The sequence below is a fragment of the Microbacterium flavescens genome (genome assembly GCF_018588945.1).
Classification (GTDB): Bacteria; Actinomycetota; Actinomycetes; order Actinomycetales; family Microbacteriaceae; genus Microbacterium; species Microbacterium flavescens.
In genome coordinates this window covers 494011-512313 of record NZ_JAFIWA010000002.1, presented here as the reverse complement: position 1 = coordinate 512313, position 18303 = coordinate 494011, and the positions used below count along the sequence as shown (strand labels likewise).

16 protein-coding genes are annotated in these 18303 nt (G+C 72.1%); 9 read left to right on the top strand and 7 right to left on the bottom strand.

The features are described from left to right. Window positions 1-5: 5 nt before the first annotated feature. The gene (locus JX005_RS06080) at window positions 6-1028 is read right to left on the bottom strand and encodes an epimerase (protein ID WP_214466516.1); all 1023 of its coding nucleotides are present in this window, start codon (window positions 1026-1028) and stop codon (window positions 6-8) included. Next, entirely contained in the window at window positions 1025-1471 is a 447-nt protein-coding gene (locus tag JX005_RS06075; RefSeq protein WP_214466515.1) for a DoxX family protein, read from the bottom strand. Before JX005_RS06075 ends, JX005_RS06080 begins: the two co-directional genes overlap by 4 nt. A 165-nt stretch (window positions 1472-1636) precedes the next feature. Between JX005_RS06075 and JX005_RS06070 the strand changes: the two genes are divergently transcribed. After that, the gene (locus JX005_RS06070; protein ID WP_214466514.1) at window positions 1637-2896 is read left to right on the top strand and encodes an endonuclease/exonuclease/phosphatase family protein; all 1260 of its coding nucleotides are present in this window, start codon (window positions 1637-1639) and stop codon (window positions 2894-2896) included. 31 nt (window positions 2897-2927) lie between these two features. Here the strand turns inward: JX005_RS06070 and JX005_RS06065 are convergent, their stop codons facing one another. The 3 genes from JX005_RS06065 to JX005_RS06055 all read right to left on the bottom strand — a co-directional run bounded on the left by JX005_RS06065 (window position 2928) and on the right by JX005_RS06055 (window position 7264). Beyond that, on the bottom strand, window positions 2928-3722 hold the full coding sequence (locus JX005_RS06065) for an LLM class flavin-dependent oxidoreductase (RefSeq protein WP_214466513.1): 795 nt from the start codon (window positions 3720-3722) through the stop codon (window positions 2928-2930). Beyond that, the gene (locus tag JX005_RS06060) at window positions 3719-4594 is read right to left on the bottom strand and encodes an LLM class flavin-dependent oxidoreductase (protein ID WP_214466512.1); all 876 of its coding nucleotides are present in this window, start codon (window positions 4592-4594) and stop codon (window positions 3719-3721) included. Before JX005_RS06060 ends, JX005_RS06065 begins: the two co-directional genes overlap by 4 nt. A 105-nt stretch (window positions 4595-4699) precedes the next feature. Continuing rightward, complete coding sequence (locus JX005_RS06055; RefSeq protein WP_214466511.1) at window positions 4700-7264, bottom strand: ATP-dependent Clp protease ATP-binding subunit; 2565 nt, start codon at window positions 7262-7264, stop codon at window positions 4700-4702. A 210-nt stretch (window positions 7265-7474) separates the two neighbouring features. Here JX005_RS06055 and JX005_RS06050 point away from each other — a divergent pair, with 210 nt between their 5' ends. The 5 genes from JX005_RS06050 (at window position 7475) to JX005_RS06030 (ending at window position 14400) form a co-directional block, all read left to right on the top strand. After that, on the top strand, window positions 7475-8311 hold the full coding sequence (locus JX005_RS06050) for a class I SAM-dependent methyltransferase (protein WP_214466510.1): 837 nt from the start codon (window positions 7475-7477) through the stop codon (window positions 8309-8311). Window positions 8312-8338: 27 nt separating this feature from the next. Next, window positions 8339-8548, top strand: coding sequence for a hypothetical protein (locus JX005_RS06045; protein WP_214466509.1), 210 nt, complete (start codon window positions 8339-8341; stop codon window positions 8546-8548). Window positions 8549-8646: 98 nt separating this feature from the next. Beyond that, the gene (locus JX005_RS06040) at window positions 8647-10959 is read left to right on the top strand and encodes an ATP-binding protein (RefSeq protein ID WP_214466508.1); all 2313 of its coding nucleotides are present in this window, start codon (window positions 8647-8649) and stop codon (window positions 10957-10959) included. 102 nt (window positions 10960-11061) lie between these two features. Continuing rightward, window positions 11062-11433, top strand: a complete 372-nt coding sequence (locus JX005_RS06035; RefSeq protein ID WP_214466507.1) for a VOC family protein — start codon at window positions 11062-11064, stop codon at window positions 11431-11433. 60 nt (window positions 11434-11493) lie between these two features. Then, entirely contained in the window at window positions 11494-14400 is a 2907-nt protein-coding gene (locus JX005_RS06030; protein WP_214466506.1) for an aminotransferase, read from the top strand. Between the two features lie 37 nt (window positions 14401-14437). Here the strand turns inward: JX005_RS06030 and JX005_RS06025 are convergent, their stop codons facing one another. Beyond that, a complete protein-coding gene (locus JX005_RS06025; protein WP_214466505.1) occupies window positions 14438-14902 on the bottom strand; it encodes a DUF3817 domain-containing protein in 465 nt (154 codons plus the stop codon). A gap of 87 nt (window positions 14903-14989) precedes the next feature. Between JX005_RS06025 and JX005_RS06020 the strand changes: the two genes are divergently transcribed. After that, on the top strand, window positions 14990-16099 hold the full coding sequence (locus tag JX005_RS06020; protein ID WP_214466504.1) for a class I SAM-dependent methyltransferase: 1110 nt from the start codon (window positions 14990-14992) through the stop codon (window positions 16097-16099). 22 nt (window positions 16100-16121) lie between these two features. Here the strand turns inward: JX005_RS06020 and JX005_RS06015 are convergent, their stop codons facing one another. Further along, window positions 16122-16817 (bottom strand): hypothetical protein, encoded by a 696-nt coding sequence (locus JX005_RS06015; RefSeq protein ID WP_214466503.1) that lies wholly within the window; start codon window positions 16815-16817, stop codon window positions 16122-16124. A gap of 468 nt (window positions 16818-17285) precedes the next feature. Here JX005_RS06015 and JX005_RS06010 point away from each other — a divergent pair, with 468 nt between their 5' ends. Further along, window positions 17286-17831, top strand: a complete 546-nt coding sequence (locus tag JX005_RS06010) for a potassium channel family protein (protein WP_307858509.1) — start codon at window positions 17286-17288, stop codon at window positions 17829-17831. A gap of 300 nt (window positions 17832-18131) precedes the next feature. Next, window positions 18132-18302 carry a hypothetical protein gene (locus tag JX005_RS06005; RefSeq protein ID WP_214466502.1) on the top strand — a complete coding sequence of 57 codons (171 nt, stop codon included), beginning with the start codon at window positions 18132-18134 and terminating at the stop codon, window positions 18300-18302. Window position 18303 lies beyond the last annotated feature (1 nt).

Here is an 18303-nt window from a genome sequence, read left to right as displayed (position 1 = left end):
GCACTCTAGCCGAGGCGGGTGGCGGCCCCCGGCCGGCGCTTGCGCCCTGGGGAGAGGCGCGCGACGACGTCGGCCAGAGCGAGCCCGGCCTCGGCGTGCGCGAACCGGTAGCCGGCATCCGTGAGCACCCCCGGCAGCACCCAGCGGCTCTTCAGCACGAGCTCCGGCTCGGTGCGCAGCGCCCACATCGCCGGCTCCAGCATGAACCGCCACGCGGGCAGGCCGACGCGCGCCCCGACGAGGCGGCGAAGCGTCTCCATGAGCGTCGCGTTGTCGATCGGATCAGGGGCTGCGAGGTTGACGGGTCCGTCGATCTCGGGATGGTCGCGGATGAAGCGCACCGCGCCGACGACATCGTCGATGTGGATCCAGCTGAAGCGCTGCCGGCCGCGCGAGCGATGCCACGGCGGTCTGCCGTCGCCGGTCGGGTGCGGTCCGATGCCGCGATAGCGCCGATGCGGGAACCAGCGTCCGTCGTACTGCGGGCCGCCCAGGCCGAGGCGCGCGAGTCGCACCAGCAGCCGTGTCGCCGGTCCGTCGCCGAGGACGATCGCCATGCGCAGCGACACCCGTCGCGTCCCGGGCAGGTCGCCCGTGAAGAACTCGTCCTCCCAGGTGCGGGCGACGTCGACCGAGAAGCCGGAGCCGAGTTCGCCATCCGCCTCCGTCTGCGGCCGGTCGAGCGCGTAGCGGTAGATCGTGGCGGTGCTGGCGTTGAGCCAGAGCGCGGGCGGGGCCGCGGCATCCGTCACCGCCTCACGGAGGAGCCGGGTCGTCTCGACACGGGACCGCAGGATCTCGTCGCGGTTGGCGTCGGTGTAGCGGCAGTTCACCGACTTGCCCGCGAGGTTGATCACCAAGTCGGCGCCGTCGACGCTGCGGCGCAGACTGTCCGGATCCGTCCACCGCCCGTCGGGGCCGTTGCGGCCGATGAGGCGGACCACGAACCCGTCTTCGGCGAGCGCCGACCGCAGCGCGCCGCCGACGAAGCCCGACGCTCCCGCGATGACCGCGACGGGGCGGGTCATCGCTGGACCTTCGAGCCGGGCGCGCGCTCGGGCCACGTGCTCCACAGCGCCCACGCGACGAGGAGGGGCTGCAGCAGCAGGCGTATGAATCGCGCCCGGTCGGTCCGCATGAGCGGAGCGTCGCGACCGGTTCGCCACTGGTGCACATTCCCGGGGAAGACGGCAACGAAGAACCCGGCGACGATCCAGCCGATGCGCCGGCGCTCGCGCGGCAGTGCCAGGAGCGCACCGCCCAGCATGAGCTCGACCGCCCCGGACGCGACCACGATGGCGTCCTTGTCGGTGCGCAGCAGTTCGGTCGCCCAGTCGGGTACGACGATGCGGTAACCGCGGCGCCCCCAGGTGAGGTGCGAGATCCCGGCCACGAGCAGCAGCGTCGCCAGCAGGACGCGGGAGGCGGCTTTGAGAACGGAGTCGGGGCGCGGCGCGGATCGAGCGGTCATCGCGCCCAGTCTGACATCCCGCGGACCGGACACCGGCCGTTCTTCCGCTCGTCGCGCTCGGCGCCTACCGTGGAAGCGCAGTCGCCGACGTCGCCGATCACGCGGGTGAGGCGCTGCCCATCCCCCGCGCCGCCCACGAGACGGCGTCGACCTCGAAGGAGAACGATGTCCCCCCGCATCCGCGGCGCACTCGCCGCCCTCACCGCTGCCGCCCTCATCGGCGCCGGCACGGCCGCTCCGGCCATCGCAGCACCGCCCGCACCCGCCGGCCCCGACGTGCGCTACCAGAAGGAGCCGCTGCGCGTAGCCACGTACAACCTCTCGCTCAACCGCGGCGCTGCCGGCCAGCTCGTGGCCGACCTGTCGACCGGCGACAACGCGCAGGCGCGCACGGTCGCCGAGGTGATCCAGCGCGCCGATCCCGACGTCGTGCTGCTGAACGAGTTCGACTACGTCGCGGGCGGGGTCGCGGTCGACCTCTTCCGCGACAACTACCTCGAGGTGAGCCAGAACGGCGCCGGCGCGGTCGAGTACCCGTACGCGTTCGTCGCGCCGTCGAACACCGGCATCCCGAGCGGCTTCGACCTCAACAACGACGGCACGGTCGGCGGCGGCGACGACGCCTTCGGGTTCGGCGCCTTCGAGGGCCAGTACGGCATGGTCGTGCTGTCGAAGCACCCGATTGTGACCGACGACGTGCGCACGTTCCAGAAGTTCCTGTGGAAGGACATGCCCGGCGCCCTCCTGCCGGACGACCCGGCCACCGTGCTCCCCGCCGACTGGTACTCGCCCGAGGAGCTCGAGGTGTTCCGCCTGTCGAGCAAGTCCCATTGGGACGTGCCCGTGAAGGTCGGCACGCACACCGTGCACATCCTCGCGTCGCACCCGACTCCGCCGACGTTCGACGGCACCGAAGACCGCAACGGACGGCGTAACCACGACGAGATCCGCTTCTGGGCCGACTACGTCGCGCCCGGCAAGGGACGCTACATCTACGACGACGAGGGCGTGCGCGGCGGGCTCCGCCCGGCATCGTCGTTCGTGATCGTCGGCGATCAGAACGCCGACCCGCTCGACGGCGACTCCGTCGACGCCGCGATCGACCAGCTGCTCGACAGCCACTGGATCCGCGACGCGAAGCCGGCGTCGGCGGGTGCCGTCGAGGCCTCGGCGCTCCAGGGCGGGGCGAACACGACGCATCGCGGCGACCCGAGATACGACACCGCCGATTTCGCAGACACCGCGCCGGGCAACCTGCGTGCGGACTACGTGCTGCCCTCGCGGACGCTCCTGCCCGTGGCGGCCGGCGTCTTCTGGCCGGTGGCCGCCGACCCGCTGTCGCGGCTGACCGGGGTCTTCCCGTTCCCCAGCAGCGACCACCGGCTGGTGTGGGTCGACGTGAAGGTGCCGCGGATCGGCCGCTGACCCGGCCCGCCCACCGAGGCGGTCGCGGCAGTCATCCGGCCGCGGCGACCGCCTCGATGAAGCGCAGGTAGTCCTCGGCCTGCTCGCCGGCGGTGATCGCACGCAGCACGACCTCGTCGGCCGCTGCCCGGTACGCCGACAGCCGCTCGCGCTGACCCGGACCGACGGTCGTGTCGGCTGCGGCGATCCCCAGGCGTTCGAAGTTCGCCGCGTACGCGGGGTACGACGCGTAGGCCGCGGTCTCGCGGTCGAGTCGCGGGAGCGCCGCCGGGTCGAGCGCCGACCGCACGTACACCGCGACGTGGACCGCCGGAGCGAGGGCGTGGCCCTCCTCCGCCTGCCGCGCGGCGATCTCCGGCGTCAGCCAGCTGAGCAGAAGGCCATCGGATGCCTCGGCCCCGAGCCGCCGCATCTTCGGGCCGAGTGCGCCGACCACGACGCGCGCCGCCGTCGCGGACCGGAGCGCGGCCGCGGCATCCGTCACCCGCGCCAGCGCACCTTCGCCCCGCCCGCCCGAGCCGATGCCGAGTACGAGGCGGTCCTCCGGCAGGCCGAGCGACGACACACGGTCGAGGATCTCGGCGGGCGGCCGGCGGTCGACGGGAAGCACGCCGGTCGCGAGGACGAGCGCGTCGGTCTCGCGCGCGGCTGCCGCGAGGACGGCGAGGGCATCGTTGCCCGGGGTGTCGTTCACCCACAGCGCGTGGAACCCGGCGGCCTCGACCGCGGGCGCGAGCCGGGCCGCGACATCGGCGCCGACGGCGGCCGCGACGCCGATCGAGAGCGCGCCGGTCGAGTCGGCACCGGTCGAGTCCGCACCGGTCATGCCGCACGCTCCGTCACGAGCCGCGACACCTCGGCGGCGGAGGCGTAGAAGTCGGCGAGGTCGACGCGCGAGGCGGGAAGCAGCACCACGTCGTCGACGCCGGTGTCGAAGAACGCACCGAGCGCCGTCGCGACCTCGGCGGGGTCGCCCCAGACGGCGCGGTCCTGCGGATCGGGCTTGTCGCCGACGTCGGCGAGCGCGCGGGACTCGGCATCCGGGCCGAACGCGGTGATGACATAGGCGACGAAGTCATGGTCACCGGCACGATCGGCGGCGGCGCGCGCATCGCGCACCGCCTCGACGGACGCGCGCAATTCCGCGGCCGTGTGGTTGCTGTCGAGCACGGTCCCGTCGGCGACCTCGCCGCTGAGGCGCAGCGTCTTCGGCCCCTCGGCCGCCGCGAACACGCGGGGCGCGGTCGAGGGCGGCGCGTCGAGCGCGACGCCGTCGAGCGTCACGTAGCGTCCTGCGGTGTCGACCCGCTCCCCCGCCAGCAGCGACCGCAGGGCGGGCACGTACTCGCCCATGAGCGTCAGCGGCGAGGCGACGCGTGCGCCCACCTGTCCCATCCACGGCAGGATGCCGTGCCCGACGCCGGGCAGCAGGCGCCCAGGGAAGAGCCGCTCGATGGTCGCGATCTCCATCGCGGTGGCGGCCACGTTCCGCAGGGGCATGGGCGCGATCCCGATGCCGACGCGCAGCCGCTCGGTCCAAGCCAGCGCTGCGGCGGCGGTCGCGAACGCCGACGTGCGGAAGCAGTCCTCCCAGATCCACAGTTCGGGGAGTCCTTCGCGCTCGGCGACTAGCACCGCGTCGCGGAACTCGTCGGGCGTGTGCGTGTACGGGTTGAAGATCGCGCCGATGCGTGCCATTGCTCCACCCTGGCATGGGTCGCCGACGGCGCGGCCGAGACGCTCGCCGGACACGACGGAGGGCGCCGCGGGAATCCCCGCGGCGCCCTCCGTGTCACGTGCCGATCAGGCGGCGACGGCGACGGGCGCCTCCGAGCGCACCGTCAGCTCGCCGGCCGAGGCATCCACCGTCACCGAACCGCCGTCGACGAGCGCACCCGTGACGAACAGGTCGGCGATGCGGTCGTCGACCTCGCGCTGGATGAGGCGCCGCAGGGGGCGGGCGCCGTACTCCGGCTCGTAGCCGTGCTCGGCGAGCCAGTCGGTCGCGGCATCCGTCACGACCAGACCCACTTCACGCTTGGCGAGCCGCGCCTCCGACGCGCCCAGCAGGAGACCGACGATCTGACGCAGCTGCGGCTGATCGAGCTTGCGGAAGAGAACGATCTCGTCGATGCGGTTGAGGAACTCCGGCCGCATCGCCTCGCGCAGCTTGGCCATGACGCGGTCGCGCAGGTCCTTCTCCGAGCCGTAGCCCGTCGAGCCCCCGCCGTCGGCGATGAAGCCGATCGCGCCGCCGCGCGACGCGAGGAACTCCGAGCCGAGGTTCGAGGTCATCACGACCACCGTGTTGCGGAAGTCGACCGTGCGGCCCTGGCCGTCGGTCAGGCGTCCGTCGTCGAGCACCTGCAGCAGCAGGTTGAACACGTCGGGGTGCGCCTTCTCGATCTCGTCGAACAGCACGATCGCGTACGGGTTGCGCCGCACGCGCTCGGTGAGCTGGCCCGCCTCGTCGTACCCGACGTAGCCGGGAGGGGCGCCGACGAGCCGCGAGACCGTATGGCGCTCGCCGAATTCGCTCATGTCGAAGCGGATCACCGCGGTGTCGTCGTCGAAGAGCGAGCCCGCGAGGGCCTTCGCCAGCTCGGTCTTTCCGACGCCGGTGGGGCCGAGGAAGAGGAAGGAGCCGACGGGCCGGTGCGCGTCGCCCATGCCGGTGCGGTTGCGACGCACCGCCTTCGCGACGGCGGCGACCGCGTCGTCCTGGCCGATCACCCGATCGTGCAGCTCGTCCTCGAGCACGGCGAGGCGCTCGCGCTCGGTCTCGGTGAGGCGGTTGACCGGGATGCCGGTGGCCCGGCTGATCACGGCGGCGATCTCGGGCTCGCCGACCACGGCTTCACCGCGCGCAGCCGCGCCGGCCGCCGTGACCTCGTCGAGCCTGGCCTGCAGCGCGGAGATCCGGTCGCGGATGCGCGACGCCTCTTCATAGTGCTCGGCCGAGACCGCGGAGTTCTTGTCGGCCTCGAGGGCCGCCAGGTCGGCGATCATCGCTCTGACGTCGACCTTCGCGCCGAGTCGCAGCCGCAGCCGCGCGCCGGCCTGGTCGATCAGGTCGATCGCCTTGTCGGGCAGCACGCGCTCGGTGAGGTACCGATCGCTCAGCTCGACGGCGGCGCGGATCGCCTCGTCGGTGTACGCGATGCCGTGGTGCTCCTCGTAGGCGGACTGCAGGCCGCGCAGGATGAGCACGGCGTCCTCGACGGACGGCTCCCCCACCTTGACCGGCTGGAACCGGCGTTCCAGGGCAGGGTCCTTCTCGACGACCCGGTATTCCTTGAGTGTCGTCGCACCCACGAGGTGCAGCTCGCCGCGCGCGAGGCGCGGCTTCAGGATGTTGCCCGCGTCCATGCCGCCGTCACCGGCGCCGCCGGCTCCGACGACCGTGTGGACCTCGTCGATGAACACGATGAGCTCGCCCTTGTGCGCGGCGATCTCGTCCATCGTCTTGGTCAGGCGCTCCTCGAAGTCGCCGCGGTAGCGCGTGCCGGCCAGCATCGCCGGCAGGTCGAGCGCGATGACGCGCTTGCCGAGCAGCTGCTCGGGCACGCCGCCGTCGACGATCGCCTGCGCGAGTCCCTCGACGATGGCGGTCTTGCCGACGCCGGCCTCGCCGACGAGCACCGGGTTGTTCTTGGTGCGACGGCTCAGGATCTCGATGGTCTGCTCGATCTCGTCCGAGCGTCCGATCACGGGGTCGAGCTCTCCCGCGGACGCCTGCGCGGTGAGGTCGGTGCCGTACGTGTCGAGCAGGGGGGTGTCGGATGCCGCGGCATCCGCCTCTTCGTCCGCGTGCGGCGCCCCGCCCGTCGTCACGGTCTCGCGGAGCCCCTGGGTGAGGGCCTCCGCGGTGACGCCGGCACGCGCGAGCACCTGGCCCGCGGGCGTGTCCTGCGAGAGGACGAGGGCGAAGAAGAGGTGCTCAGGGTCGACGTACGTCGAACCCGACGAGCGCGCGACCTGGAAGGCGTGGAAGAGCGCGCGCTGCACCGACGGCGTGATGACGGCGCCGTCGACGTCGGCGGGCGCGGATGCGGCGGGGAGGCGCTCCTCGGTGGCGCGGGCGATCGCGCGCGGGTCGGCGCCGATGTGCTGGACGGCGTCACGCGCCGGCGCATCGTCGACGAGGACGCGCAGCACGTGCAGCGCATCCAGCTCGCGCTGGCCGCGCTCGAGGGCGAACCTGCCGGCGCGCTGGAGCATCTCCTGCGTCCGCGCGCCGAGGAAGCGGCTGAGGTCGATCGACCGCTCGGCGCGGGCGCGCTCACCCGCGAGGTACCGAGCAAGGAACTCGTCGAACGAGCTGCCGCTGTCGTCGCCGCCGGTGAAGGGGGTGAAGTCTTCGGGCATCCCATCTCCCTGAAAGTTGAGTGAAGGACTGTCAAGTTTACGAACTTGAGTACATCCGTATCAAGTTAACGGTCCTCGTGCGGGTGTATTCCCCGCGTCGCGGAGTGCTCTTTCCTCCCGGTGCGCGATTTCCGTGCACGGCACGGATGTCCCCGCAGCGCATCGCGAGAACGCTGGGAACCGTCCACCGAACCAGAAGGAGAAGGACCCATGACCGATCTGCACACCATTGCGATCGACGAGGCCGATCAGGCGCTCAAGGCCAAGCACCGTGCGATGTGGGCGTCGGGCGACTACCCCACGCTCGCCCACGACCTCATCTGGTCGCTGGGTCCGCGCGTGGTCGAGGCCGTCGACGTCCGCGCCGGAGAGCGCGTGATCGACATCGCGACCGGAAGCGGCAATGCTGCGATCCCCGCCGCGCTCCGCGGAGCAGACGTCGTCGCGACCGATCTCACGCCCGAGCTGTTCGGCGACGGACACCGCCGCGCGCAGGACGCGGGCGCGGAGCTCGAGTGGCGACCGGCCGATGCCGAGGCGCTTCCGTTCGCCGACGACGAGTTCGACGTCGCGATCTCGACGGTCGGCGTCATGTTCGCGCCGCACCACGAGCGCAGCGCCGGCGAGATCGTCCGCGTGGTCCGCCCCGGCGGCCGCATCGGGCTCATCAGCTGGACGCCGCAGGGCTTCATCGGCCAGCTCTTCGCCGCGCTCAAGCCGTTCAACGCGCCGCTGCCGGCGGGCGCCCAGCCGGCGCCACTGTGGGGAGACGAGACGCACGTGCGCGAGCTGTTCGGCGATCGGGTCACCGATGTCCGCGCGGTCCGCGAGAGCGTGCGGCTCGACCGCTTCACGACCGGCGAGGAGTTCCGGGCTTACTTCGCGTCGCACTACGGACCGACGATCGCCGTCTACAACCGCAATGCCGACGACGCGGCCGCTGTGGCGGCCATCGACGAGGCCCTGCGCGGCCTCGGCGACCGCGCCATCGAGCGCGATGGGGTCATCGACTCCGAGTTCCTGCTGTTCACCGCGACGGTCCGCTGACCGCCGCACGACCGAGAGGAGGCGGCTGTGGTCACCATCCACGACGCCTATGCCCTGCACGGGATCGCCCACCAGACCCTGATCCGCGACCTCGAGCTGCGGCGCCGCGCCCACGAACGCCGTGGGACCGAGCGCCGTGGGACCGAGCGGCATGCGACGGAGTCTCCGGCCCATCCCGAGCGGGCAGCGGGGTCGCCGGACGGCGCACTGCTCCGCCTCCTCCCGCGGCGCGCGTGAGCACCCTGGCTCCGCCGGCGGCGCGCATCGGCGCGCTGCCGGCGGTCCGCGCAGCGACACCGGTGCCGCCCGTGCCGGCCGTGAGTACACTGGGCCCCGTGCTGGGGCCGCCCCTGACGCCGCGTGAACGCGCGGTCCTCGCCGCCGTGGAGCGACGGCTCACCAACCCCGAGATCGCCTCGGAGTTGTTCATCTCCGTGCGCACCGTCGAGAGCCACATCGCGAGCCTGCGACGCAAGCTCGGAGCAGAGAGCCGCGCCGATCTCGTCGCCGCCGCGCGCGAGGTGCGCGACGCGGCGGTGCGAGTGCCGGCGAATCCGCTGCGCGGCCGCGGGCGCGATCTCTCCGAGCTCGAGGCAGCCGTGCGCGCGGGCGACCTGCTCACCCTCGTCGGCCCGGGCGGAGTCGGCAAGACCCGCCTCGCGCTCGAGTTCGCCAAGGCGCAGGCCGACCGCACCCCCGTGATCGTCGAGTTCGAACACGCCACCTCGAGTGATGTCGTCAACCGCATCACGCGCGTGCTCGGGCTCGAGGCCTCCCCGCACGAGGATCTCCTGGCCTCGGTCGGCGTCGCCCTGACCGCCCAGCCCTACCTGCTCGTGCTCGACAACGCCGACCACGTCGGCCCGGCGACGCGTTCGATGCTCGCGCGGCTGCGCCCTCTCGCCCCCGGGCTCAAGGTCGTGGTCACGTCGCGCACACCGCTGGGCGACGACGGCGAGCACGTGCACCTGGTTCCCCCGCTGGCCGCCGACGGCGTGGACGCTCCGGCCGGCGCTCTCCTGCGCGACCGGCTGTCGGCGCACGGCCACGCGCCGTCCCCCGCGGACGAGTCGATCGTCGACCACATCGCGGCGCGCCTCGACGGGCTGCCGCTCGCGCTCGAGCTCGCCGCTTCCGCGGCCCGCCACCTTCCCCTCGCCGAGCTGTCGGCACGCCTCGACCGCGACTTCGCCACCCTCGACCGCGCGACTCCGGAAGGGCGCCATCGAAGCCTGGAGACGGCCTTCGAATGGACCTGGCATCTTCTCGGCGAAGAGGAGCGCGACGTCCTGCAGCGGCTGGCGGCGCTCCCCCGCACCTTCGACATCGACCTCGCGACGGCGGTCACCCGCGAGGGCGCCGACGGGATCGTCCTGCGACTGCTCGACCGGTCGCTCCTCGTTCCGGCCTTCGGCGACGGCGGCCGCTGGCGCCTGCTCGCCGTGATGCGCGAGTTCGTGCTCGCGAGGACCGACCCGCAGGTGGTGCGCGAGGTGCTGCGGCGCCACGCCGACTGGGTGACCGTCGTGTCCGAGCGCTTCATCGCGCGGGCGCGCACCGATGCCAGCAAGGAGGCGATGGGGCTCTCGGTGATGCTGTGCCCCGAGGTCAACGCCGCCCTGCGCTGGTCTCTCGCCGAGCGCGATCCGGTCGCCGTCCGGCTGTCCGCGCTGCTGGCCGTGGGCGTCGAGCAGTACGGCTCGGATGCCGACAGCGTCGAGGCCCTGGCGATGGGCGCGCACGACGAGTGGCTGCTCGAGCGTGCGACGCCGTCGCAGCTGCTCGCACTCGGCAACGCCCTCGCCTTCTTCGACATCGAGGTGGTGGGCCGGCTGGCCGGCCGGGCCCTCGCCGTCGCCGATCCCGTCGATCCTCAGCAGCAGCGCGCGGCCCACCAGCTCGCCGGTCTCGCGGCCGCGTACGGCTCCCAGCCCGCCGCGGCACTGCCGCATCTCGAGATCGCCGAGCGTCTCGCCGTCGAGCAGGACGATCCGTGGGATGCCGCGGCCGCGCGCCAGTTCCGCGGTGTCGCCCTGCGCAGCATCGCCGTGCAGGAGGGTCGTCGCAGCGACGTCGCCGATGCCGTCGAGGCGTTCGAGGCGGCCATGCGCGGCTACGCGCGCGCAGGCGACGAGACGCACGTGAACAACGTGCGCTTCATGATGGCGCTGACGGCAGCCGAGTCCGGCTACGACTCGGAGCGCGCTGCGCGCTGGGCCGCGGAATGCGTCGCGTACTCCGAGGCGACCGCCAATGAGCACGAGCTCGCGCACGGTCGCCTCGTCCAGGCGACGCTGGGGCTGGACGAGAGCGGCGAGATCGACGAGCTGCTGGCCTCGTTTCGCCATCTCGGCGACCTGCGGTGCGTGCACCGGGTCCTGATGCTGCGCGCCGACCGCGCGGCCGACCCCCGCAGCCGCGTGGCGGCCCTTCGCGAGGCGTCGGCGATCGCGACCGCCGCGGGCGATCGCGCGCGGCAGATCGCGGCCGTCGAGCGGCTGGTCGCCGCCCAGCGCGACGCCGGCGATCACGCGGGTGTGCTCGCCGCCCTCGACACGCTCTCCGAGCTGGCAGGGCACAGCGCCGCGCTCGCGGCGTGCCCTCCCGACCAGCTCGGCACGTTCCTGGGCGAGACGGCTCCCGCCTGACTCCGAGCGGTCGACAGGGGCGACCGGAGTGTCGGGACCCGGGCGTAGCGTGTGCTCGTCGGCTGGCACCGCGCCTTCCGGCGGAGAGAGAGAGGATCCCGCATGGACTGGAAGATCGAACTCATCCACGTGCCGGTCTCCGATGTCGACCGGGCTCGCGACTTCTACGTCGGCATCGGATTCCACCTCGATCACGACCAGACGCCCTTCGAGGGGCTGCGGTTCGTGCAGCTCACACCGCCGGGCTCGGCGTGCTCCATCGCGTTCGGCACCGGCCTCGGCGGTACGCTCCAGCCGGGCCAGCAAGACACGATCCAGGTCGTCGTCCCCGATGCCGATCAGGCGCTCGCACACCTGCGCGAACGCGGGGTCGACGCACAGGGCGTGGATGAGCAGGCGTGGGGCCGATTCGTCACCTTCGCCGACCCCGACGGCAACGCCTGGACGCTGCAGCAGCTGCCGAACCCCTCCTGATCCGCGGCGGGCTCGCGCTCCACCGGTAGCCTCGTGCCAGATCCCAGCGAGGAGCACGAGATGAGCGCCGACCCGAGCGCGAGCCCTGACGCGAGCACGGGCGCCTTGACCCAGCCCGCCCCGCCCGATGTCTCCGACGCCCTGGCGGCGCGCCTGGCCGGCGACATCTGGGGCATCGACGCCTCGGCGCGGACGCTGGGCAGCCACCAGGACCGCAACTTCCTCCTCGAACGCGAGGACGCGCCGCCACTGCTGCTCAAGATCGCGAACCCGAGCGTGACGGCGGCCGAGCTCGAGGCGCAGTCCGCGGCCGCGGCACTCATCGCCGAGCGGGTGGGATGCCGCGCCCCGCGCGCGCTCGTCACGGACGGCGCCACCGTGCGGCCGGTGATCGTCGACGGCGTCGAGATGCAGGCGCGCGTGCTGGAGTTCCTCGAGGGCACGACCCTCACCGGTCACCTGTCGCGCGCGGTCGTCGAGGCGCTGGGCGACCTGGCCGCGCGCATCGCCGTCGCCCTGGAAGACCTCGACGCGCCGGACGCCGAGCGCAGCCACCAATGGGACCTCCGCTACGCGCCGGCGGTCCTCGCCGAGCTGCTGCCCTTCGTCGGCGACCGCGCGCTCCGTGAGCGCCTGGCGCAGGCATCCGATGCCGCATGGGCTGACGTCCATGCCGTCGCAGCGGCGCTGCCGACGCAGTTCATCCACGGCGATCTCACCGACGACAACGTCGTCACCGCCGACCCCATCACGCGTGTCCCCGACGGCGTGATCGACCTGGGTGACCTGAACCGCACCTGGGCCATCGGCGAGCTCGCCATCACGGTCTCGTCGCTGCTCCACCACGATGGCGTCGACCTGCCGGCCGCGATGCGAGCCGTGTCGGCGTATCACCGCGTGCGGCCGCTCGAGACGGCGGAACTCCGCGCGCTGTGGCCTCTCGTCGTGGTGCGCGCGGCCACGCTCGTCGCGAGCGCCCACCACGTGCTCGCCACCGACCCCGGCAACGACTACGCCGCCGGCAACCTCACCCACGAGCGCGCGATCTTCGAGGCGGCGACGGCGGTGCCGCTCCAGGTCGCGAACGCCCTCGTCGCCCGGGCGGTCGGGCGCTCCGCAGCAACGCCGGAACTCCCTGCCGGGCAGGCGCTTCTGCCGTGGCTGACCGCCGAAGACGTGGTCATGGCCGACCTGTCGCCGACGAGTCCCCACCTGCACGAGGGTCGCTGGCTCGCGGCATCCGCCGAAGAAGACGTGCTGAGCGGATGCCTCGGCCCCGCCCGCGCCGCCGTGGCGAGGTTCGGCGAACCCAGGCTCACCCGGTCGCGGCCGCTTGACCCGGACGAGCCGCACAACGTCGCACTCGGCGTGGAGCTGCGGTTCGCCGAGCGGCAGCCGGTCGCGGCGCCCTGGGCGGGAGTCGTCGAGGTGACGCCCGGCGGCGTGCTCCTCGGCAGCGGCGACTGGAGCCTGCGGCTGGAGGGGGTGCGCACGGCACTCGCCGACGCCAGCCCGGTCGAGGCCGGCGACCTGCTCGGCGAGGCCGACGCGGCGCTGTGGGTCCAGGCGGTGCGTGCCGGCGTGGATGCACCCCGCTTCGCGTCCCGCAGTCTCGCCACGGCTTGGATGGCGGTCGTCGCGGATCCGAGTCCGCTCGTGCCGGGGCTGCCTGCGGGCTTCGCCGGTGAGACGGCCGATGCGTCAGCGCTGCTCACTCGCCGCGATGCGGTGTTCGCCGATGTGCAGGAGCACTACTTCGACGACCCGCCCGTGATGGTGCGCGGATGGCGAGAGCACCTCGTCGACGCCGACGGACGCGTCTACCTCGACACGCTCAACAACGTCACGTCGGTGGGTCACGCGCATCCGCGGCTCGTGGCGGCCGTCGCGGAACAGTGGCAGCTCCTCAACACCAACTCGCGCTTCCACTACCCGGCCGTGATCGAGTTCTCCGAGCGGCTGGCGGCGCTGCTGCCCGCCCCGCTCGACACCGTGTTCCTCGTCAACAGCGGGTCCGAGGCGGTCGATCTCGCCCTGCGCCTGGGACAGGCGTGGTGCGGACGACGCGATGTCCTCGCGGTGCGCGAGGCGTATCACGGCTGGACGTACCTGTCGGATGCGGTGTCGACGTCGGTCGCCGACAATCCCGCCGCGCTCGAGACGCGGCCGGAATGGGTGCACACCGTGCCCGCCCCGTACGGCGATCGCGGCGCGTCGCCGGCCCAGTACGCCGAGGGCGCGGTGGCCGAGATCGAGCGCCTGGCGGCCGAAGGCACGCCCGCGGGGGCATTCATCGCCGAGCCGGTCTTCGGCAATGCCGGCGGCGTTGCACTCCCCGACGGCTATCTCGACGCCGTCTACCGCGCCGTGCGCGCGCATGGCGGGCTGGCGATCGCCGACGAGGTGCAGGTCGGCTACGGCCGGCTCGGCGACTGGTTCTGGGGCTTCGAGCAGCAGGGAGTGGTGCCCGACATCGTGACCGTCGCCAAGGCGATGGGCAGCGGGCATCCGCTCGGCGCGGTCATCACGACGCGTGAGATCGCCGAGCGCTACCGCGAGGGCGGGTACTTCTTCTCGTCCGCCGGCGGGAGTCCGGTCTCGAGCGCGGTCGGGCTCGCCGTGCTCGACATCATCCGCGACGAGCGGCTGCAGGAGAACGCACGCGAGGTCGGCGGCTATCTGAAGGAACGGCTCGAGCAGCTCGGGCAGCGGCATCCGCTCCTCGCCGCCGTCCACGGGTCGGGCCTCTACCTCGGCCCGGAGTTCGTGCGCGACCGCGCCACCTCCCGGCCTGCGACTGCCGAGACCGCCGCGATCTGCACACGACTGCGCGCGCTCGGCGTGATCGCCCAGCCGACGGGAGACCACCAGAACATCCTCAAGATCAAGCCGCCGATGTGCTTCTCGCGCGAGAGCGCCGACGCACTGGTCGCGGCTCTGGATCGGGTGCTCACGACGGGCTGGTGAGCCGTGGCGGTCGCGCCGTCAGCGGCCGTCAGGGCGGTCAGTGGCGTCCGCCCGGAGGGCCGACGACCAGCAGCGCCGCGTACAGCGCGACGACCGCGAGAGCGATGAGCAGCGCCAGCAGCCACGCCCGGTTGAGGAACCATCGCATCAGACGGTCGTGCCACGCGGCATCCCTCGGATCATCCGTCGGCGTCAGCCGCCACGCGCCCGCGAGCCGCCCGGTGCGGTGCAGCCACAGCTCGGTGGGGATCGTGGCGTACGGGATGACGGCACTGACGACCGCGACGACCGTAGGCCACACGCCCCAGCGCTGGTTCATCGCGACGAGGACAGCCGTCGCGCCGTACGACAGGAACACGAAGCCGTGGATCGCGCCGCCCACCGTCACGGCGATGGCGAGGTCCGTGGTGGCCCGAATGATGAGGGCGGCGATCAGCAGCGTCCACGAGATCGCCTCCGCGACGGCCAGGAATCGGAAGAGGTTCAAGGGCGTGCGGAACACAGGTCTCCTTCGGGTGGGGATGCCTCCACCCTACGTTCGGTTCCGCCCCCGACCGTCTCGCGGGCGACGACGGACTACCGTGGGACGGTGGAGTTCTCCCCCGCCGAGCTGCGACGCTGGCCCGACGTCGAAGGCCCCGACCTGCCGGCGTCGGACGCCGCGGACCGGCTGATCCTCGACGAGTCAGCCGAGGCGCGGCGTGCTGCCGACGATGGGTCGGTCGTGGTGATCGGCGACGGGTATGGGGGGCTGACGCTGGGCGCTGCCGCGGACGGCGGACGCGGCATCCGTGTGCATCAAGACGCGCTCACCGGCGAACAGGCGCTCGCGGCGAATGCGGAGCGGTTCGGTCTCGGCGATGCGTACGCGTCGCATCCTCTGGCGGCCGAACTCATCGCGGGTGCGGACGTCGTGCTCCTGCGACTTCCCCGATCGCTCGACGCGCTCCGCGACCTCGCCGGGCTGGTCGCCGCACACGCCGCGTCCGACGTGGTCGTGTTCGCCGGCGGCCGGATCAAGCACATGACGCCCGCGATGAACGACGTGCTGCGCGAGGACTTCGAGCGCGTCGACGTCACCCACGCACGGCAGAAGTCACGGGTGCTCATTGCCCGCGGTCCGTACGACGGCCGCGATCCCGTGCCGCGTCGCGAGAGCCACGACGGCCTCGTCGTGTGCGCGTTCGGCGGCGCCTTCGCCGGCACGTCGATCGACATCGGCACGCGCCTGCTCCTCGAGCACCTTCCCGAGCTCGATCGTCCGGCCGGGACCGTGATCGACCTCGCGTGCGGAACCGGTGTCGTGGCGACGAGCATCGCGCTGCGGCATCCCGAGCTCAACGTCATCGCCTGCGATCAGTCGGCGATCGCCGTCGCGTCTGCACGAGCCACCGCAGATGCGAACGGCGTCGGCGAGCGCGTCGAGGTGGTGCGTGACGACATGCTGCGCTCGCGCGGCGACGGGAGCGCCTCGTTCATCGCGCTCAACCCGCCGTTCCATGTCGGAGCGGCGGTGCACGAGGGCGTCGCGCCGCGCATGTTCGCCGACACTGCCCGGGTCCTTCAGTCCGGGGGCGAGCTGTGGACCGTATGGAACTCCGCCCTCGAGTACCGTCCGGCGCTCGAGCGGATCGTCGGGCCGACGCGTCAGATCGCGCGGAACGCGAAGTTCACGGTGACCGCGTCGACACGGCGCTGACCCTCGCGGCCTCGCGCGGACCTCACTCCTCGGGGGCGGACGGCGGCGCGAACGCCACCCAGGCGCCGTCGCTGCACTGGTAGAACATCGGGGTCGTCGTGTCGATGAAGATGTCGTCGCCCTCGCACGTCGGCTCCGTGGGCTCGCCGGCGCCGAGGGTCACCTGGGTGCCCGGCGCACCCGGCTCGCCCGGGGCTCCGGTCTCACCCCGCGCGCCTGTCTCACCCTGCGCGCCGGTCGCGCCCTGTCCACCTGTCGCGCCGGCGGCGCCCGTGGCACCGGTCAGGTTCTCGGCCGCGGACTCGCGGATGTTGCCCACGAGCGTCCAGTCGTCCTCGAACAGGTAGACGTCGGCCGTGGCGATGTCGATGTAGACGTCTCCGGCGCTTCCTTTACCCGATTCGGGGACGCCCGATCCCGCGCGCACGGCGGATCCGGCCGGCAGGATCTCTTCGAGCGCCGCTTCGTAATCCTCGACACTCGGCGTCTCGGTGGGTGTGGCTGCCGGGTCGGGAGTGGATGCCGCGGCCGGCACCTGCTGGGCCGTGTCGACGGATCGCGCCATCCACGAGCCGAGGAAAGCGGCGAAGAACGCCAGGACGACGATCGCGAGCCCGAACCACATCAGCGTCTGGCGGCTCACGCCGTCGTCTGATTGCGGTCCGGCCGGCGCGACGGCAGGCGGCTTGGTGATCGGAGGGGTGCTGTCGCTGCCCATGAGCGCGTCTCCATTCGCCACTCCCCAAGTGCGCCGGTGGGGGCGGCGCAGAGCGGTTGGTGCTCACTGTAGAGATGCATCAGCGCGGCGGGCCTCACCCCGGAAGGATGATCCGCGCGGCGCGGGCTGACCGCAGAGACCGGCGCCCGATCAATACCGCCTCCTGACCCGATCGGGGAGGGGTCAGGAGGCGGCAAGAGCCGGACCCGAGGGTCGCGACTCTTAGACGGTTGGGGTCGTCTATCCATGAGACGGCCCGCTCCCCCGTCTATTACGCGAGATGCGGGGAAATCTTCCAGTAGGTGCCGTATCCAAGGATGCTTGTCTCACAACCCGCCGGTTGTCGTGGCTGCCACCCGCGTTATCTGTGACGCGCCGGATCCAGGTGTCACACTCGTGGCCAACCGCGCGAGCCTCGACGCGCATCTTGTGCGACTCGTGCGCAGGTTGGATTCGCGGATGTGACTCGTGTTCAGTCGGCGCCTACGAGGCGTTGGTTCTACACATTGGTTCGACCTCTGCGTCGTCGTCCTGCCCATGTTGCGTCCGCTTCGGATCCTGCGGTTGGTCACCATGTTGTCTGTCCTGCAGCGCACCGCCGGAACCGCGATCCGGGGGCGCATCGCTATCTACGTCGGGACGGCGTCCGCGCTCCTCATCTTCGTTGCGGCGCTCGCTGTCCTCGACAGCGAGCGCGGCCACGCCGGAGCAAGCATCGAGACGTTCGGAGATGCGCTGTGGTGGTCGTTTGTCACGGTGACCACTGTCGGCTACGGCGACTACACGCCTGTGACAGCGGTCGGCCGGCTTATCGCTGTCGGCCTGATGATCGGTGGCATCGCCTTGCTCGGCATCGTCGCGGCGACCCTCGCGTCGTGGATCGTCGAGCGTGTGGCCGAGCGGGATGCCGAGATGGAGTCTGCGGCGGTGGACCACATCCGCGCCCTCGAGACACAGCTAGAGGACATGCGCGGCATGCTCGCACAGGCACTCGGCCGCGATCGCGACCGCTGAGGGTTCCAGAAGGGCGCATGCGCCGACCGCCCAGAAACACAACCGGGCTCCGGGCGCTGGGGACGCCCGAAGCCCGGCCATCGCGAGATTCGGATCGTGCCCCCAAGGCCACGAGCCCCCGCGATGTAGGACGCGGGTATGGGGATACCCAGTCGTCCAGCGGATGCTGGGGACATCCGCAATCCCGACAATAACGCCCACCGGCCGTCGGGAGCAGAAGACACTCGACAGTCCATTGCGTGCGGTCTGGCAGCGCGTACGCTCGCTCCCATGGGAGTACGCCGGTCTGAGAGTTTCACCGTGCAGTTCGATGAACTCGACCGATCGGGGCGGAGAACCACCCTCGGCACCGAGCAGCGCGACCGCGACACGGACGGCGCGACCCCGTCACACTGCTGGTACCGAGGGGAAGAGTTCGAACTCGACGTCGAAGACGTCGACGGCGTGACGATCTACGTTCGCCGGCTCTAGC

Bases quoted from the DNA above. Each gene is read 5' to 3' on its own strand.
- JX005_RS06055 (WP_214466511.1), bottom strand. From the start codon at position 7,264: ATGCCCGAAGACTTCACCCCCTTCACCGGCGGCGACGACAGCGGCAGC.
- JX005_RS06030 (WP_214466506.1), top strand. From the start codon at position 11,494: ATGAGCGCCGACCCGAGCGCGAGCCCTGACGCGAGCACGGGCGCCTTG.
- JX005_RS06035 (WP_214466507.1), top strand. From the start codon at position 11,062: ATGGACTGGAAGATCGAACTCATCCACGTGCCGGTCTCCGATGTCGAC.
- JX005_RS06080 (WP_214466516.1), bottom strand. From the start codon at position 1,028: ATGACCCGCCCCGTCGCGGTCATCGCGGGAGCGTCGGGCTTCGTCGGC.
- JX005_RS06070 (WP_214466514.1), top strand. From the start codon at position 1,637: ATGTCCCCCCGCATCCGCGGCGCACTCGCCGCCCTCACCGCTGCCGCC.
- JX005_RS06065 (WP_214466513.1), bottom strand. From the start codon at position 3,722: ATGACCGGTGCGGACTCGACCGGTGCCGACTCGACCGGCGCGCTCTCG.
- JX005_RS06075 (WP_214466515.1), bottom strand. From the start codon at position 1,471: ATGACCGCTCGATCCGCGCCGCGCCCCGACTCCGTTCTCAAAGCCGCC.
- JX005_RS06060 (WP_214466512.1), bottom strand. From the start codon at position 4,594: ATGGCACGCATCGGCGCGATCTTCAACCCGTACACGCACACGCCCGAC.
- JX005_RS06050 (WP_214466510.1), top strand. From the start codon at position 7,475: ATGACCGATCTGCACACCATTGCGATCGACGAGGCCGATCAGGCGCTC.
- JX005_RS06015 (WP_214466503.1), bottom strand. From the start codon at position 16,817: ATGGGCAGCGACAGCACCCCTCCGATCACCAAGCCGCCTGCCGTCGCG.